The following is a 17791-nucleotide window of genomic DNA, read 5'->3' on the forward strand; positions in this document are numbered from 1 at the left end:
TCCGTGAAGACGGGCAGGGCGTCGATTTCGTCGAGCTTTTGAATAGCTGGGCCTGCCGACCCACGGAAATCAACCCTAACACCAGCGACCCCACGCCGCGGCTAACACGCCCGGCAACGGCCGGTCGGCTATCGACGTACTACTGCGGCACGGTGATCGACGTGGCGCCGTGACCGGTGCCGTATTGCCCCACATGGCCGCCATTGAGCAGGTCATGCAGGCCGAGGATTGCGGTGATTCGCCCGGGCGCGGCGTCGAGGTCGTCGACGGTGCTGATCGCGGAGTTGATGCCGGCGTCCGCGCGTGCGACCGCGACCGCGGCACCTCCGGTCGCCGATCCGTCCCGCCCGGCCAGCACCGTGCCCGAGCCATGTGGTGCCAGCGCGGCGGAGAAGCGGGCCACGCTGACTCCCTGATTGCCGGCATCCTGCGGTAGCGCACCACCGGTCACGATCAGGGCGGCGTTGGCCGCTGCCATGTGGTCGCTGGGCTGATAGGTGACGAAGCCGGTGTCGCGCAGTGCCGCCAACACTGTCTCGCGCGCAGTGTCATCGACTGGTGGGATCGCGGGGTTGGCGTTGATCAGCAGGGCGATGCCCAGCAGGTCGCCGGCCTGCGATCCCTGGTCGACGAGTTTGGTGCTCAGCTGTTGACCGGCCGGCAGCACGGACGAGTTCACCACCGTCCGCAGTTTCTCCGCGGAGTTGGCGTCGACGAACTCTTGGGTTAGCGACACCGTCCCGGTGACGGTCGCGCCGGCCTGGCCGGCGATCTTCGAGACCGCCGCGACGTCGTCATCCTTGGCGTCCGGCGTGCGGAAGACGACGATCGACTTGCCTGCCAGCGCGTCGTGCACGATCCGGCCGACCAGTTGGTTGTCGAAATTGTTTGCCGCGCTGAGCTTTTCGTTCAGGACGTTCTTCTGGTCGTTGAGCCCGTTGATCTGCGAGTACAGGTCCCGCTTCTCGTCACGCAGGCTGGACAGCAGGGTGTCGGACAAGAAGCCCGAACCCAGCACGACGCCGACGGCCAACGCGAGAAAGACCGCGGCCAGCGAGAAGGCGTGTTGGCGTAACGAGATCATGAGCACACCGTCCTGACAGAGACTAGGTGACCAAGTGCTGAATCCAGAGGGAGAAATGGTTCCAGTAGTCGGTGGCCCAATGCAGCACCACGCCGTCGGTGCGGGACACCCACAGCGCGACGATGACGGCGATCAGCATCGTCAGCGCCAGCAGCGCAATGGCGCCGCCCGAGATGTGGTTGCGGTAGAGCGTGGCGACCGCCTTGGCGTCGACCACCTTCTCCCCGACCCGGAGCCTGGTCAGGAACGTCGACGGGTTGCTCTGGGTCCGCGTCCGGTCGAAGAACGTCTCGATGTTGGCGGTGTGACCGGCAGTCACGAGCAGAGCTGCGCCGTGGTGGTCGGCCAGTAGTAGGGCCAGGTCCACAGCCGAGCCCGCGGCCGGGAAGGTCATCGCCCCGACTCCCAGATCCTGAATGCGTTCCAGGCCGGGTGCGTGGCCGTCGGCGTCGGCCGGCAGCACCACATGCGCGCCACACTTGAGGGCCTCGGTGCTGATCTGCTCCGGGTCGCCGACGATGAGCTGCGGCCGGTAGCCCGCCTTGCGCAGCACGTCCGCGCCGCTGCCCACGCCGATGAGCACCGGCTGATACTCCTTGATGAACGGCTTGAGGGAGCGCAGATCGTCAGCGGCGCTGTCCTCGTCGGCGACGATCACCACATGGCGGCGGCGCATGTCGAGGTCGACGTCGGGAATGCCGATACCGTCGATCAGCAGCGGGCTCTCACTTTTGATGAACTCAATTGTGTTGCCGGCGAACGCCTCCAGGTGCGCGGCCAGGCCGCTCTTGGCCTCGCGCATCAGGTCGGCGATGTCATGGTCGGTGCGCTCGGTGCCGCGGCTCAGCCGTCGCTCGCCTGCGTACACCCCGCCTTCATACAGGCGAATCTTGGAGCCGTCCTTGACCTTCTTGAAGATGTCCGGCCCGGTCTCGTCGATCAGGGTCACGCCGTTGTTGACCAATACCTCCGGGCCCATGTTCGGGTACCGGCCGGAGACCGATGGCGATGCGTTGACGACGGCGGCGATGTCGGCTTCCACCAGCGCTTCGGCGGTGATTCGATCCAGATCCAGGACGTCGAGCACCACGATGTCACCCGGGCAGACCCGACGCAGCAGGCGGTCGATGTTGCGATCCACCCGTGCGGTGCCGGTCAGACCCGGCCGGGAAGCATTACGTGTAAGCAGCCCTGACATCTTCATGGGGGCGATTCTGTCCGCGATGAACGGCGCATGCGTGGAGGCGCGCCGTAACATCTGCCCCAGAAGTTATCTAGAGTCACATCTGTAACAGGGCGATCCCGATCTGGTGTCGAAAGTCGACTTGTTGGGCGGAATGGGCAGCTCTCCCCGCAACAAGTCGACGCTCGCGGGGTTTTCGAGCGCTAGATCTCATCGTTCTGGGCGCCGTCGAGCAACTCCCGGGCGTGGGCGCGGCCGCTGTCGGATTCGCCCAGCCCGGCCAGCATCCGCGCCAGCTCGGCGACCCGCTCGTCGTCGGTCACCCGCCGCACCACACTGGTCCCCCTCGGCCCGGCCGGATGCACCACCAGGTGCACGTCGGCGTACGCCGCGACCTGCGGCAAGTGGGTGACCACGATGACCTGGTGGGTGCGGGCCAACCGCGCCAACCGCCGGCCGATCTGGACGGCTGCCCGGCCGCCGACGCCGGCGTCGACCTCGTCGAACACCATCGTGGTGCCCGCCGCCGACGCGGCCAGCACCACTTCCAGGGCCAGCATCACCCGGGACAGCTCGCCACCGGAGGCGCTCTTGGCCAGCGGCAGCACCGTTATGCCGCGATGTGCGGCGAATCCGAACTCGACCTCGTCGACGCCATCGCTGCCGGCCCGGGCCACCTCGCCGGAAGGCAGCATGAGCGCAGCCGGGTCGTCCTTGTCGGCAACGACATCGGTGCTCACCTCGATGGTGAATTCGGCATCGGCCATCGCCAGCCCGGCCAGCTCCGCGGTCACTTCCTTCGCCAGCCGCTTGGCCGCCTTGCGGCGACACTTGCTGAGATCGACCGCGGCTTCCGACAGTTCACCGGCAAGCTCGTCGGCGCGGCGCTGCAGTGCCGCCAGCCCCTCCTCGGAGACGTCGAGCTGGGCGAGCCGCGCGCGTGATTCGGCCGCCCATTGCAGCACGCCGTCGACGTCGGCGGCGTACTTGCGGGTCAGCGTCCGGAGCTCGGCCTGCCGGGCGAGCTTGGACTCCAGCGCGCTGGCATCGACGGGCAATTCATCCAAGTAGCCGCCGAGTTCTTGGGCCGCGTCGTCGACCACCGCCTGCGCCTCGCGGACCTGCTCGGCCAACGCCCGCAGCTTGGCGTCGTCGGTGGATTCCAGTGCGGCCCTTGCCCGCCCCAGGCTGTCGGCGGCGCTGCCCCCCGACAGTTCTTCGGTCGACAGCGACGCGCGGGCCCTCGCCGCGGCATCGCGCAACGTATCCAACTCGGAGAGCCGCACGACGTCGGCGACCAGGGCATCGTCCTCACCCGGCTGGGGGTCCACGGCGTCGATCTCGTTGAGCGCGAAGCTCAGCCGGTCGGCCTCGAGGGCGAGTTCCCGCATGCGGTTGCGGCGGTCGAACAGGTCGCGCCGCGCCGACAACCAGGCGTCGCGCAATTTGCGGTAGCGCTCCAGGGCGGCGCCCGCGTTCGCGAACCGGTCCAGCGCGCCGCGTTGTTCCTCGGGGCGCATCAGCCGCAGCTGGTCGTTCTGCCCGTGCAGGGTGAGCAGCCCGGTAGTGAAGTCGCCCAACGACTTCGCGGGCACACCACGGCCGCCGAGGTAGGCCCGCGACGGTCCGTCACGGCTGACCGAGCGCAGCGCGATCACGCTGCCGTCCTCGTCGCGCTCTCCGCCCGAGGCGTCCAGCATCTCGTCCAGCTGCGCGACCGCCGCGTCATGGAGATCGGTTGTGGTGAAACGGCCTTCGACGACCGCACGCTCGGAGCCCGACCGCACCCGGTTGGCGTCGGCGCGCCCGCCGCCGAGCAGGTGCAGCCCCGTCACCACCATGGTCTTACCGGTGCCGGTCTCGCCGGTCAGTACGGTCAGGCCGCGGTCGAACTCCCCGACCGCGGAGCTGATCGCACCCAGTGACTCGATGCGGATTTCAGTCAGCATTGCGTCAGCACCGCTGCGGCACCGTTACTTTCCGCGCCAACCGGTCACGGGCAGCCGGAACTTACGCACCAGGCGGTCGGTGAACGGTGCGCTGTCCAGACGTGCCCATTTCACGGCGGTACCACAGCGTTTCACCTCGAGCCGTCCGCCGGCGGGCAGCACCATTTCGCGGCGGCCGTCGCAGAACACCATGGCGTCGTTGCCGCTTGCCTCGATCTCGATCGCGATGGTGGCGTCCGGGCTGGTGACCATCGGCCGGCCGAACAGGGCGTGAGCGTTGTTGGGCACCACCAGGATTGCTTCGAGGTCCGGCCACAGCACCGGGCCGCCCGCGGAGAATGCATAGGCGGTCGATCCGGTCGGCGTGGACACCAGCACCCCGTCGCAGCCGAAGGTCGACACCGGTCGTCCCTCGATTTCGACGACCACGCCCAGCACTCCGAGCCGGGGACCCTTTTCCAGGCTGGCTTCGTTGAGCGCCCAGCCCTGATCGATGACGCGTCCGCGATGGCGCACCGCGACGTCGAGCGTCAGGCGCTCTTCCACCCGGTAGTCCTGCGCGACCACATGTTCCAGCACCCGGTCGATGGCCTCCGCCTCGGCCTCGGCCAGAAAGCCGATGCGGCCCAGGTTGATGCCCAGCACCGGAATGTCGGCGTTGCGGGCGAGTTCGGCCGCACGCAAGAAGGTGCCGTCGCCGCCGAGCACCAGCACCAGTTCGCAGCCCTCCGCGGCGTCGGGATCGGCGTCGACCACCTCGATTTCGACGCCCATCGCCCGCATGTCGTCGGGAGACAGGTGCAGCGGCCCCCTGTCGACCGCCTCGGCGGACAGGACGCGAAGCGAAATACCGTTGTCGCTCAACACCTTCTGGACGCGGCGCGCGGTCTCGGTCGCCTCCTCGCGTCCGGTGTGCACGATCAGCAGGACGGTGCGTTCGGCGGTCATTGCGGCCCCTCGCCTACCGCACGCTGCACCGCATCGGCGAGCCCGTCGCCCGACAGCCCCCGATCGGTTTCGGCGCGCAACCACAGGAAGTACTCGACATTGCCCGACGGCCCCGGCAGCGGACTGGCCGTGACATCGACGGTGTGCCAGCCCAGTTCTGTAGCCCGTCGCGCGACGGCCAGCACCGAGTCGGCGCGCAACCCGGGGTCGTGAACGACCCCGCCAGCACCGACCTGGCCCTTCCCCACCTCAAACTGCGGCTTCACCATGGGAACGATATCTGCGCCGGGGCACGCGCAACCAGCCAGCGCGGGCAACACGGTCGAGAACGAGATAAACGACAGGTCAGCCACGATGAGGTCGACACGCCCGCCGATCGCCTCGGGCGACAGGTCGCGAGCGTTGGTGCGCTCGACCACGATCACCCGCGGGTCGGACCGCAACGACCAAGCCAACTGGCCGTATCCCACGTCGGCGGCCACTACTTCGGCGGCCCCGCGATCCAGCAGGACTTCGGTGAAGCCACCGGTCGACGCGCCGGCGTCCAGGCAGCGCCGGCCCTCGACCGGGATCCCGAAGGCATCGAGTGCACCGATGAGCTTGTGCGCTCCGCGCGACACCCACCGGCGCTCGCCGTCGTCTGCGACGGATAGCGCAGCAGTAACGGCGACGGCGGTGCCGGGCTTTACCGCGGGCATGCCGTCGATGCTGACCTTGCCGGCGCCGATCAACTCGGCGGCCTGTTGACGGGAGCGCGCGAGGCCGCGCCGCACCAGCTCGGCGTCAACGCGGGCGCGCCGTGCCATGCCCGCACTCAGCCCTTCTCCGCCGACTCCAGTGCAGCCAGCAGCACGTCATGTGCCTCGGAAAGCCGGCGTGCGATGTCTTCGAGCTCGGCAAGTGACGGGACGGTTTCCTGGTTTTCCGGGTCAGCCAGGTCGGGTAGCTGCGCCAGCACAGCGTCGATGTCGGCACGAATCTGATCGGGATCGATATTCATTGCGGTTCTACGGTAGTCATCCGCTAGTCGGCATGCACGAGAGACCAGCGCTCGAGCGCGTCGCGGGCGTGGCCGCCGGCGGGCCGGATGCGCGCCGACTGGCCGTCGAACGGGGCGCCCCAGACCGCACTGGCGACGGCGCGCACGATCGACAGACCGTCGCCATCGTCGCCGTTGCCGCTGACCGTCACCCCGCCATCGCCGACGTCGATCGTCCAGCCGGGCTGCGGCCCGACCGCGAGCAGGTTGCTGTCCTGGTGCAGCGCGCGCAGGTCGTGGCCGATATAGGTGGGCCGCTGCTCGGGTTTGGCGTACACCGCATCCCGGGCGCTGCTCACCCCGGTCAGCACCATCAGGCTGGGGAACTTGGCGGCGTTGGCGCCCTCGATGTCGGTGTCCAGCCGGTCGCCGATCACCAACGGCGCGCGATAGTCGCCGCGCGCGACCGCATCGTTGAGCAGCGTCGGGGCCGGCTTTCCGGCCACCTTGGGTTCGGCGCCCGTCGCCGCCCGCAGGGCAGCCACCAGTGACCCGTTGCCGGGCAGCAGGCCCCGCTCGGTGGGCAGTGTGGGATCGATGTTGGCCGCCACCCACAAGGCGCCCGCCCGGATGGCCAGTGCGGCCTCGGCGAGATCGGGCCAGCCGATGGTCATCGAGAGGCCTTGGACGACGGCGACGGGGTTCTCGTCGAAGCGGCGCACCGGACGCAGTCCGACGGCGGCGATTTCGTTGGCCAGCGCGTCGGTGCCGACGATCAGCACGGGTGAATCCGGTGGCAGCTCACCGGAAAGCAGGTGGGCAGCACTTTGGGCGCTGGTGACGACGTCGTCGTCGGTGGCGGTGAAGCCCAGGTCGCGCAGGTGCGCCGCTACTTCGACGGCACTGCGGGAGGCATTGTTGGTGACGAACAGCTTGCGGCTATCCACTTCGTCGAGCGTCTGCACCGCGCCGTCGGTTGGACGGTGCCCGCGAAACACCGTCCCGTCCAGGTCGATGAGCAGGCAATCATATTCCTGCGCAATACCTTTCACTTTTCGTCTCTTGAGCCCAGCTCACTGACCCGGTCTTCGGCGTCGGTGACGCCGTCGGTATCGGCGGCCGCGGAGTGCAAGAACCATTGCAGCGCTTCGTCGTTGCGGTCGAGCGCCAGCAAGGTGTCGGCGTAGGCGTAGAACAACCGGGCGGCCGTCGAGCCGCTGCGGCTCGGGTCCAGTTGCGGCGTGGACAAGAGTGTCAGTGCCTGCTCGAGCTGCCCCAGATCGGCGCGGGCGCCGGCGACCACGATGCGCAGTTCGTCGGCGTCGTCGCCGCTGAGCTGAGCCGCGTCATCACCCCGGGCCAGTTCGATCGCCCGCTCCGGACGGCCAAGGCCGCGTTCGCAATCCGCGATCAGCGCGAGCAACGAGGACTTGCTGCCCATCCTGCGGGCGGCACGCAATTCGGAAAGCGCCTGGGCCCAGTCGCCGTAGCGGTAGGCCGCGATGCCGACGGCTTCGCGAATCGCGGCGATCCTGCTGGACCTGGCCCGGGCGGCGCGGGCGTGGTTCAACGCGGCTTCCGGGTCCTCGTCCATCAGCTCACCCGCGGCGACCAGGTGGCGCGCCACCGCTTCGGCGGTAGCGCGGTCCAGGGTGCTCAGTTCGCCACGGATTTCGGGTGCCAGCTGTTTGGCGTCGACCCCGGGCGGTATCTCAGGCCCGCTGTCCGCTGGGCGATCACCGTCACCGCCAGTGCCCCGTGGCTGTGCCGGGCGCGCCCGGCCGGGTCCCGACCAAGGAACCTCACGCTCGGTGCGCGGCCCGCGTTTCGGTGCGCCCCCAGACGCCGTGCGCGGCCGTCGTTCACCGTTGTGACGCTGCCTGTCGTCGCCCACTTGCGTTGTTCACCTCGATCCCGTCCTCGTGAAGAGGATACGGGCACCGGGGCGGGAGTCTCGCTACGCCTTGAACCGGTCCGGTATCAACGGCGCAATCATCGCCGGGCAGAACGTCCCGATGGCGAGGATCGTGAAGATGCCCGCATTTTTCTCGGTCATTCCGTTGCCGGTGGCCATTTCCGAGACGACCGAATCGAACGACTCACCGGGTTGGACCAGCATCGGGCAGACCGACTGGCCCTGCGCCAGCGTCGTGGCCGGCTGGGTGACGGCAATGCCGGCGTTGGTCAGCGCCGACAGGAAGGCGTTGCCCGCCATGTCGGCGCGGATGGGCGGCGCCATCGTTGCCGCTGCGGCAACCAAAGCCGCGGTCAACGCCACAAATCCGAAGGCCTTCGCCTGTCCGCCGACTCGTAAGTCCCTTTGGTACGCCATTGATTGCGCCGTCATCTCTCGCTTCTCGTCGATTGTTCGGTGGCTGCGCAAAATCACTGTGACTACAGTGGCTAACGAGTGTCACGTTTAGGGCACGGCAAGGTAAAGGTTTGCACACCACCGCGTTTTGCTCCGAACTTCTTGACAGCAGCGGGTCCAATATGTTGCGCCGTCGAGCACCTACTGCGGCTACCGGACCGCGCGGGGCTACGAAATACCTTGCCGCACAGTCATTTTGACGCCATCGACAACCACTCGCCAGGCGCTGCTGTCCCCCGAACGGGGGACAGCGGATATCCACCCGTAAATCAGCCGATCGTGGGATAACGGCGAGCCGCAAATCCGGGAAGACTAGTTCTCACAGCGGGGATCTCGTCGCTCCTCCCAACGAGACCTCCCCTTCTCGAATCGGCTTCCCCTCCGATGACGCGAGATCCCCGCTGAAATCTTCAGCCGTTCACCCTTGCTGGACCCTTTCGATGCCGGCGATGTTTCGCTTACCGCGACGCAAAACCAGCCACCGGCCGTACAGGAAATCGGAGGCCTGCGGGGACCATTCGTCGCTGTCGACCCGGATGTTGTTGACCGACACGCCGCCTTCGCCAATCGTGCGCCGCGCGGCGCCCTTGCTGGCCGACAGGCCGCTGGCCACCAACAGGTCGACGATCCCGTCGGGACCACCGGGTTTGAGCTCGGCGACCGACGTCTCGCGTAGCGCAGCGGCCAGCGTCGCCTCATCGAGGCGGTCCAGCTCACCCTGACCAAAGAGCGCCTTGCTGGCGTGCTCGACGGCCGCGGTGGCCTCCTCACCATGCACCAACACGGTGAGTTCGGTGGCGAGGCGTCGTTGGGCGGCACGCTGTTGCGGACGTTCGGCGGTGGCCTGTTCCAGCTCTGCCAGCTCGTCGGCGGACAAGAAGGTGAACCACCGCAGGTACCGGATCACGTCGGCGTCAGCGGTGTTGACGAAGTATTGGTACCAGGCATACGGACTGGTCAGCTGCGAATCCAGCCACAAGTTGCCGCCGCCGGTGGATTTACCGAACTTGGCGCCGTCTGCCGACGTCACCAGCGGGACGGTGAGAGCGTGCACCGCCGCCCCGAGTTTCTGACGCACCAGGCGAACCCCGGCGACGATGTTGCCCCACTGATCCGAGCCGCCGATCTGCAGCGAGCAGCCGTGGCGCTGGCGCAATTCGACGTAGTCGTTGGCCTGCAGCAGCATGTAGCTGAACTCGGTGTAGGAGATGCCGTCGCCGTCGAGCCGCCGCCGAATGGTGTCGCGATCCAGCATCACGTTGACCGAGAAGTGCTTGCCGAGATCCCGCAGGAACTCGATCGCCGACATCTGACCCGTCCACTCGAGGTTGTTGGCGACGATCGCGCGGGTGGGTGAGTCGTCGAAGTCGACGAAGCGTTCCAGCTGTCCGCGAATCCGCTCGGTCCATTCGGCGACGGTGTCGGCGTCGTTCAGATTGCGCTCACCCACCTCACGCGGGTCCCCGATCATGCCGGTAGCACCGCCCGCGAGCACGATCGGACGGTGGCCGGCACGCTGAAAGCGGCGCAGCGCCAGCAGCGGCACCAGATGCCCCGCGTGCAAACTCGGCGCGGTGGGGTCGAAGCCGGCGTACACCGTCATCGGTCCGCGCTTCGCTTCGGCGGCCAGGGCATCGAGGTCGGTGGACTGCGCGATCAGCCCACGCCAGCCCAGCTCGTCGAGGATCTCAGCAGACATCCCGCAAGACTCTAGTCGCTGGTACCTGGCGCAGGCGCTCGGCGAGTGTCGACTTGTTGCGCGGTTTCGGGGCATTTTCGCCCGACAACTCGACGTTCGACGCGGACGCCCCTAGTCGCTGGCGCCCGGGGCAGGTGCCCGCGGACTTCGCCGATACGCCGAGACTTCCGGTCGCCCGGCAAGCCACAGTCGCCACGGCCGGTCGGCGGCCTGGCTGACCCCCACGCGTGGACCCGACACCGCGCCGTCGGCCGCATTCAGCGCCAGGGTCACCGGGCTATCGGGATCGAACAGGTCAATCCCGTTGTCGGACATCGTAATTCCCAAAGCGGAGCACAGGTTTCCGGGACCTCGCGCCAGCGCCGGGGTGCGGACGGCCGCACCACGGCGGCCCTGGGCAATGTCGGCGCCGTCCTCGACGACGGCGGCGCGCAGCAGCACCGCGGCGGCCGTGCCGTCGGGGCCGCACGAGACGTTGGCGCACACGTGGATCCCGTGACTGCGGTAGGTGTACAGGCGTCCCGGCGGCCCGAACATCACGCCGTTACGGCCACTGCGCCCGCGGTAGGAGTGCGCCGCCGCGTCCGGCCAGGGACCGTCCGCCACGCCTCCGTAGGCCTCGACTTCGACGACGATCCCGCTCACACCCCGGCCGGTAAGAGTGGCGCCAAGCAGCCGGTGCGCGGCCGCGACCGGGTCGACTACCAGCTGGCCTGCACCCACCCACCGAACCTACCGGGACCACCAACATGGCAATATCCCGGTTGCCGCGAGGCGAAGGAGCCCAAAGGATGCATGCAATCGACCCCGCCGCCACCGCGTGGCTGCTGGCCAGTACCGCACTGGTCCTGCTGATGACCCCCGGTCTGGCGATCTTCTACGGCGGCATGGTCCGCACCACCGGGGTGCTCAACATGATCATGATGAGCTTCATCTCCATACCCCTGGTCACCGTGGCGTGGCTACTGGTCGGCTACACGCTCGCCTTCTCCCAGGACGGGGCGGGCGGGTTCATCGGCAACCTCAGCCATATCGGGATGCTCGGCATCACGCCCGAGTCCGCTCACGGCACGGTTCCCGAACTTCTCTATGCCACGTTCCAATTGACCTTCGCGATCATCACGGCGGCCTTGGTCAGTGGCGCGATCGCCGACCGCGCCAAGTTCGCCGCCTGGATCGTGTTCGTCCCGGTTTGGGCGATCGTCGTGTATTCGGTTGTCGCGCACTGGGTGTGGGGGCCGGGCGGCTGGTTGGCCAAGCTCGGGGTGCTCGACTACGCGGGTGGCCTGGTCGTCGAGATCGTCTCCGGTTCCTCGGCGCTGGCCCTGGCGCTGGTGCTCGGGCCTCGGATCGGCTTCAAGAAAGACTCGATGCGACCGCACAATCTGCCGTTGCTCTTTGTCGGTGTCGGGCTGCTGTGGTTCGGCTGGTTCGGCTTCAACGCCGGTTCCGCTCTGGCGGCCAACGGAACTGCCGCGGCCATCTTCCTGAACACGCTGGTCGCCGGCTGCCTCGGCATGCTGGGCTGGCTCACGGTCGAACAGATCCGCGACGGCAGGCCCACGACGTTCGGCGCGGCATCCGGTGTGGTCGCCGGCCTCGTCGCCATCACCCCGTCCTGCGGAACCGTCAACACGCTCGGTGCGGCGGCCGTCGGGCTCGCCGCGGGCGTCGTGTGCTCGTTCGCGGTGGCCGCGAAACTACGTTTCAACTATGACGATTCGCTCGACGTCGTCGGTGTCCACTTCGTCGGCGGGGTGGTCGGGGTGTCGTTGATCGGGCTGCTGGCCACGGCGGTCATGACGGCGGGTCCTCAGGGACTGTTCTACGGCGGCGGCTTCGGCCAACTCGGCAAGCAGACACTCGCGATCGTCGTCGTCGCAATCTATGCGTTCACGGTGACTTTCGTTCTCGGCAAGGTGATCGATCGGGTGATGGGCTTCCGGCTCAGCCCCGAAGACGAGACCACCGGTGTCGACTTCACGCAGCACGCCGAAACCGCCTACGCCGAGGGCGTGCAGGGACATCTGCCGTTGCGCCGCCCCGGCTCCCCGAGCTGACCTGGGTCTGGTAACCGCGTGAGTGCGTCTGCTGACGCCTTTCGCGAGCGCGCCCGTCGGTAGTTGCACAGTCGGCCCCCTTGACACCTCCGCGCTGAGGGTGGATATTCATCACATGATGATTTCATCTCGTGATGAATTAAGTCCGCACGGCTCCGAACCGGCGGTCGACATCAACCAGCTGCGGGTGATCCGCGGCAAACGCCCTGCGCTGCACGACTTCTCGGTGCAGATCGGGCAGGGCAGCATCACCGGCCTGCTCGGCCCGTCCGGCTGCGGCAAGACCACGCTGATTCGGTGCATTGTCGGCACGCAGATCGTGTCATCGGGGACGGTTACCGTGCTCGGCAAACCCGCCGGCTCCCCCGAGCTGCGGCGCCGCGTCGGTTACCTGCCGCAAGATCCGACCATCTACAACGATCTGCGGGTCGTCGACAACGTTCGCTACTTCGCGACGCTGTACGGCTTCGACAGCCACGCCGCCGACGCCGCGATCGAGCGGGTGGGGCTGACCGATCACCGGACCGCGTTCTGCGCCAACCTCTCCGGCGGCCAGCGCACCCGGGTTTCGCTGGCCTGCGCGTTGGTCTGCCAGCCGTCTCTGCTGGTGCTCGATGAGCCGACCGTCGGGCTGGACCCCGTGCTGCGGGCGGACCTTTGGGAGCAGTTCGCCGAGCTCGCCCGCGCCGGCACCACCCTGCTGGTCTCCAGCCATGTGATGGACGAGGCCGATCACTGCGGAGACCTGTTGTTGATGCGCGACGGGAACCTGGTCGCGCACACCACGCCGACCCAACTACGAGAGGACACCGGATGCCCGTCACTGGAGGACGCGTTTCTGTCCATCATCAAGCGCAACATCATGCGCCAAGCCGGCTAGGGCTGAAGGGCTACACCGCGACCACAACGCGGATTCTGCGCCAACTGGCCGCCGATCACCGCAGTGTCGCGATGATCCTCGCGGTGCCGGTGCTGGTTATCACGTTGATGTACTTCATGTTTCACAATGCGCGGCACTTACCGGGCATGCCGTCGCCGTTCAACAATGCCTGCCTGATCCTGCTCGGCCTTTTCCCGCTGTTCGTGATGTTCATCATCACGGCGATCACCATGCAGCGCGAACGGGCCTCGGGGACACTGGAGCGCATTCTGACCACTCCCCTGCGCCGGCTCGACCTGCTGATCGCCTACGGCACCGCCTTCTCTGTCGCCGCGGCGGCGCAAGCGACGGTGGCGTGCGTCGTGTCGTTCTGGTTCCTGGGCTTCGACACCGCGGGCAGCCCGCTTTGGGTGTTCGTGATCGCGATCGTCAACGCGGTGCTGGGTGTTGGCCTGGGTCTGCTGTGTAGTGCGTTCGCCCGCACCGAGTTTCAGGCCGTGCAGTTCATCCCGCTGGTGATGGTGCCGCAGCTGCTGCTGGCCGGCATCATCGTCCCGCGAGCGCTGATGCCAGACTGGTTGCAATGGATCAGCAATGTCATGCCGGCCAGCTACGCGCTGGAAGCCCTGCAGCAGGTGAATTCGCATACCGAACTGACCGGTATCGCGCTGCGCGACATCGTCGTGGTGGCGGGTTCTGCGTTCGCGGCGCTGTGCCTGGCCGCGGCGACACTGCGGCGCCGGACGCCATAACGTGACGGCCGCCAACACCGGGCGCCGGCGGCCCGGTCGGCCGGCCGGAACTTCTGACACTCGCGATCGCATCCTGGCGAGTGCACGAGAATTGTTTGCGCGCAACGGGATTGACCGAACGTCGATTCGGTCGGTCGCCGCGGGAGCGGGAGTCGACGCCGCGCTGGTGCATCACTACTTCGGTACCAAGCAGCAGCTGTTCGCCGCCGCGATCCATCTGCCGATCGACCCGATGACGGTGCTGGTGCCGATGCGGGAGACACCGGTGTCCGAACTCGGGCTGCGGCTGCCGTCGGTGCTGTTGCCGATCTGGGATTCGGAGATGGGCGCCGGTTTGATCGCGACCCTGCGGGGATTGCTCACCGGAGCCGACGTGAGTCTGGCGCGTTCCTTCCTGCAGGAGATCGTCGTCGAAGAGGTGGGCTCGCGCGTCGACAATCCCCCGGGAACGGGCAGAATTCGCGCCCAGTTCGTCGCATCCCAGTTGATGGGCGTGGTCATGGCTCGCTACATCGTGGGGATCGAGCCGTTCGCCTCGCTACCGGCCGAGCAGATCGCGGCGACCATCGCACCGAATCTGCAGCGCTACCTCACCGGGGATCTGCCGGACGGCCTTTCGCGATAAGCCGGGTGTGCTCGTCCTCGTCGACGTCGCGCGCCTCGTCGATCAGCAGCACCGGGATGCCATCCTCGATGCGGTAGGCCCGGCGCAGGCGCGGGTTGTAGAGCAGCTCGTCATCCACCAGCAGCAGCGGGCCCCGGTCCTCGGGGCAGACCAGGATGCTCAGCAGGGTGTCGTCAACCATCGGTTTCCCGATACGTGGCGCTCAGTTCGGCCCGCACCGCCGGAGTCAAGCGGCGGTACTGCTCGCTGGCGGTATCGAAATACCAGGCGTGACGCCCGGATTTGGGAATCCCGGCCGCCCGCAGTGCGCTGACCGTCGGACGGTACGTCGCGCTCAACGTCAACTCCGGCACCACGCAAACAATGTCAGGCCCCAACCCGATCGGCATGTCCGCGACGGCTTCGGTCAGATCCGCCGCCGTGATGGAGGCCCCTGGCAACAACGTCACCGCCGAGACCGCCACCTCCAGATTTCCGAACGGGACGTTGTAGGTCACCGCGAGGTCCACGCCGTTGATCAGGCCGAGTGCATCGGTAACCGGCTCGGAGTAGACCAGCCCGCGCGCGGTGTGGACCACCGAGCCGCGCCTGCCCATCAACCAGAAGTCCCCGTCCTCGTCGCGGCGGAACAGGGACTCGGTGGAGATCCAGGTATCACCGGGTGCGAAGACCCCGCGTTTGACCGACGCCGTCGGATCGATCGGGCCGTTGGACGCCGCGAGCAACACCCCGACCTGGTTCACGTCGGCGACCTGGACGAAGCCCCGCTCGTCTTCCAGGATCAGGTCGTGTTCGGTGTCATAGGCACCGAGCTCTACGCGACCGGCGCCGGGCAGCGGCCGGCCCTTGCTGCCGATCTTGACGCCGGACACGTTCGCCAGCACCGCTTGCCCGTCCGTCGTGGCGAAGAACTCGACGACATGTGCGGGCGTGAATGCGTCGACGACGCGCTCCCACAACCCCGTCGGCATGCCCGAGCCGATGAACAGGCGCACCGGATGATTGCCATGCAGCACGAAGGCGGGATCGTCGACGATTTCGCGCAGCATCGCCCAGGTGTAGGACACCACGGTGACGCCGTACTGCCTTATCTCATTGACGAATCGTTCGGCCTGCAGGCCGCGTGACAGCGCGATGCGGGTGCCGCCGACGACCGCGCCGCCGAGGGCGACCAGCAGCGCGGACTCGTGGTGCAGCGGGGTCAGGCAGTACACGGTGTCACGGCGGTCGAGGGCGGCCGTCGAGGCGGTGCCGAACGCCGACACCGCCCATCGGTAGTTGGTGATCTGCTTGGCGACCAGCTCGCCGCCGACCGCGCTGAATGCGATGAACGCCAGATCGCGGGCCAAACCCGGGTTCGGCCGGTACCAGGCGGGCAGCTCGACGGCGTCCGGGTCGATCTGCTCCATGTCGATGACCTGGTTTTGCTCCAAGCCGTCTTCGGGCAGGTCCAGGTTGCGCGCCTCGCCGCCGCCCAACACCAGGACCTGCCCCTGCCATTGCCGTGCGGCCTCCAGGTTGGTGGGGTCAGTCAGAATCTCGGTAACTCGCCCGAGCCGAACCGATGCGGCCAGATCGGCCTCCGGGTGCATCACCACGGCGACGGCGCCGAGCCGGGACAGCGCGGCGATCGCGACCAGGGCACTGGGACGCGTCTCCATCAACACACCGACTCGGTCGCCCTGCCGCACGCCGACCTGAATCAGGCCCCGAACGACGTTGTTGATGCGCCGGTCGACCGCCTCGTAGGTGTGTACACGACCGTCGAACAACAGGAACTCACCCCGCGGGGCATTGCGGGCCTGCTCACTGATGATGCGGCCCAACGAGATTCGGGTGTGGTCGTTGATCTGCCCGAGCCGGGCCAGTCGGGGCAGCGTGCGCGCGGTCTCGACGGCCAGGGTCCGCATCGACTTGTTGGCCGCGACCACCGCGCCGGTGGCGCCGCGCACCAGCTCCAGCGCGGCCTCCGACGCCTCACCGATGCCATGCGTGAGCCGGGAACTCAATGCGACGCCGCTATCGGTGTGCTCTTCGGGCTGATCGGCCATCAGGTCGACGCCGGAGGGCTTGTCGCCTCCAGTCGAAAGCCATTCGATCCATGCGACGACGGTGGGCCAACCCTGTTCTGCCGCTTTGGATCCCACGACGAGGCCGAAATGCCCTGTCCTGATCCGGGCTTCGTAGACCTCGGCGTTGGGTGCCGCCCGCCGGATGCCACGCACCGATGCGGGCTGGCCGATGTCGTCGACCTCGCCGACGAACGCCAGCACCGGGCAGCTGATGTCGGTGAGCGTGACCATCTGCCCGTTGACGGCGAAACCGCCGGTCATCATCCGGTTGTGCGCGATGAACTGCTTGAGCAGCTCGGAGATCGCCGGGCCGGACCAGGCGATCCACCCCTCGCGCTCGAGGAATCTGCGCTGTTGTTCGCGGGGCAGCAGCGCCTCGCGGTCGTGCAGCTGCCGCACGAAATCGACCCGGGCCTTGGCCGTCTTGAGCGGGTCGAGCATCTGGAAGCCGGCGCGCGCCATCCAGCCCGGTATTGCCAGTCGGCTGAAGACGTGGTCGGCCATGAAGTTGGCGGCGGGCGCGGCGAAGTTCGCCGGGATGCCCATCGGCAGGGCGGCCAGGGTGTCCACCGGCGAACCGAAGGTCACGATGCTGGCCAGCGCCTTCGAACGCCGGTAGGCGGCGACCTGATAGCACCACATCCCGCCCTGCGAATACCCGACCAGGTGCACGTCGCTGCCGGTGGCGTCCTTCACCGTGTCGATGGCCTGGCTCAGCGCGACGATGTGGTCGGCCAGGTTGCGGCGCATGCCGCCCTCGACCTTGTCGGGCGAGCCGAAATCGATGACCCAACAATCCAGCCCGTGGGAATGCAGGATGCCGACCGCGCCCTCGTCGCGGGTGACGTCCCACATGTCCGCCGACATCATCATCGGGTGCACCATCAGCACCGGCGGACCGACCGGGCGCTGCCCGGGGCGGCTGTCGGGCGGAAAGTAGCGCCGAAGCTTGTACATCGGCACGCTCTCGACGATCTGCGACGGCGACGGAACGGTGCCGGTCTCCAGGCCACCCAGCCGTAAGACCTCCAGGCCGTTCTGGGCCGTCGCGACCAGTCGTTCCACCGGCCGCGTGATCATCGACAAGTTCAGATCCACCGCTGCTCCCCACTCTCTCGACAGCTTGGACATCATGGCACACGGGCGCGCTCAGCAGTTCTGGTCAGGCTGTTTGCCGCGGGGTGGTGCA

General features: G+C 67.7%; 17 protein-coding genes. 4 read left to right on the forward strand and 13 right to left on the reverse strand.

What is annotated here, in order from left to right:
- Positions 1-139: 139 nt before the first annotated feature.
- From ACZY0B_RS24000 to ACZY0B_RS24050, 11 genes are all read right to left on the reverse strand, one after another.
- On the reverse strand, positions 140-1084 hold the full coding sequence (locus ACZY0B_RS24000) for a copper transporter (RefSeq protein ID WP_463766731.1): 945 nt from the start codon (positions 1082-1084) through the stop codon (positions 140-142).
- 22 nt (positions 1085-1106) lie between these two features.
- Entirely contained in the window at positions 1107-2288 is a 1182-nt protein-coding gene (steA, locus tag ACZY0B_RS24005) for a putative cytokinetic ring protein SteA (RefSeq protein WP_463766732.1), read from the reverse strand.
- A gap of 182 nt (positions 2289-2470) precedes the next feature.
- Positions 2471-4216, reverse strand: a complete 1746-nt coding sequence (gene recN / locus ACZY0B_RS24010) for a DNA repair protein RecN (RefSeq protein ID WP_463766734.1) — start codon at positions 4214-4216, stop codon at positions 2471-2473.
- A 24-nt stretch (positions 4217-4240) separates the two neighbouring features.
- A complete protein-coding gene (locus ACZY0B_RS24015) occupies positions 4241-5164 on the reverse strand; it encodes an NAD kinase (protein ID WP_463766735.1) in 924 nt (307 codons plus the stop codon).
- A complete protein-coding gene (locus tag ACZY0B_RS24020) occupies positions 5161-5970 on the reverse strand; it encodes a TlyA family RNA methyltransferase (protein ID WP_463766736.1) in 810 nt (269 codons plus the stop codon). The genes ACZY0B_RS24015 and ACZY0B_RS24020 overlap by 4 nt, the downstream gene beginning before the upstream one ends.
- Before the next feature lie 8 nt (positions 5971-5978).
- Positions 5979-6164 carry a hypothetical protein gene (locus ACZY0B_RS24025; protein ID WP_463766737.1) on the reverse strand — a complete coding sequence of 62 codons (186 nt, stop codon included), beginning with the start codon at positions 6162-6164 and terminating at the stop codon, positions 5979-5981.
- A 23-nt stretch (positions 6165-6187) separates the two neighbouring features.
- Entirely contained in the window at positions 6188-7195 is a 1008-nt protein-coding gene (locus tag ACZY0B_RS24030; protein WP_463766738.1) for an HAD-IIA family hydrolase, read from the reverse strand.
- On the reverse strand, positions 7192-8037 hold the full coding sequence (locus tag ACZY0B_RS24035) for a tetratricopeptide repeat protein (protein WP_463766739.1): 846 nt from the start codon (positions 8035-8037) through the stop codon (positions 7192-7194). Before ACZY0B_RS24035 ends, ACZY0B_RS24030 begins: the two co-directional genes overlap by 4 nt.
- A gap of 63 nt (positions 8038-8100) precedes the next feature.
- Positions 8101-8475 carry a DUF732 domain-containing protein gene (locus ACZY0B_RS24040; RefSeq protein WP_463766750.1) on the reverse strand — a complete coding sequence of 125 codons (375 nt, stop codon included), beginning with the start codon at positions 8473-8475 and terminating at the stop codon, positions 8101-8103.
- A 457-nt stretch (positions 8476-8932) separates the two neighbouring features.
- Positions 8933-10213 (reverse strand): tyrosine--tRNA ligase, encoded by a 1281-nt coding sequence (gene tyrS / locus ACZY0B_RS24045; protein ID WP_463766740.1) that lies wholly within the window; start codon positions 10211-10213, stop codon positions 8933-8935.
- 111 nt (positions 10214-10324) lie between these two features.
- Positions 10325-10936 (reverse strand): DNA-3-methyladenine glycosylase, encoded by a 612-nt coding sequence (locus tag ACZY0B_RS24050; protein ID WP_463766741.1) that lies wholly within the window; start codon positions 10934-10936, stop codon positions 10325-10327.
- Between the two features lie 68 nt (positions 10937-11004).
- Here ACZY0B_RS24050 and ACZY0B_RS24055 point away from each other — a divergent pair, with 68 nt between their 5' ends.
- From ACZY0B_RS24055 to ACZY0B_RS24070, 4 genes are all read left to right on the forward strand, one after another.
- A complete protein-coding gene (locus tag ACZY0B_RS24055; RefSeq protein ID WP_463766743.1) occupies positions 11005-12273 on the forward strand; it encodes an ammonium transporter in 1269 nt (422 codons plus the stop codon).
- A 115-nt stretch (positions 12274-12388) separates the two neighbouring features.
- Positions 12389-13153, forward strand: coding sequence for an ABC transporter ATP-binding protein (locus tag ACZY0B_RS24060; RefSeq protein WP_463766744.1), 765 nt, complete (start codon positions 12389-12391; stop codon positions 13151-13153).
- The gene (locus ACZY0B_RS24065) at positions 13087-13905 is read left to right on the forward strand and encodes an ABC transporter permease (RefSeq protein ID WP_463766745.1); all 819 of its coding nucleotides are present in this window, start codon (positions 13087-13089) and stop codon (positions 13903-13905) included. The genes ACZY0B_RS24060 and ACZY0B_RS24065 overlap by 67 nt, the downstream gene beginning before the upstream one ends.
- Position 13906: 1 nt before the next feature.
- Positions 13907-14530, forward strand: coding sequence for a TetR/AcrR family transcriptional regulator (locus ACZY0B_RS24070; protein WP_463766746.1), 624 nt, complete (start codon positions 13907-13909; stop codon positions 14528-14530).
- Here ACZY0B_RS24070 and ACZY0B_RS24075 read toward each other — a convergent pair.
- Positions 14496-14711, reverse strand: coding sequence for a Trm112 family protein (locus ACZY0B_RS24075; RefSeq protein ID WP_463766748.1), 216 nt, complete (start codon positions 14709-14711; stop codon positions 14496-14498). The genes ACZY0B_RS24070 and ACZY0B_RS24075 overlap by 35 nt on opposite strands.
- Complete coding sequence (locus ACZY0B_RS24080) at positions 14704-17682, reverse strand: acyl-CoA synthetase (protein WP_463766751.1); 2979 nt, start codon at positions 17680-17682, stop codon at positions 14704-14706. The genes ACZY0B_RS24075 and ACZY0B_RS24080 overlap by 8 nt, the downstream gene beginning before the upstream one ends.
- Positions 17683-17791 lie beyond the last annotated feature (109 nt).

This window comes from Mycobacterium sp. IDUB_19, from assembly GCF_055419445.1.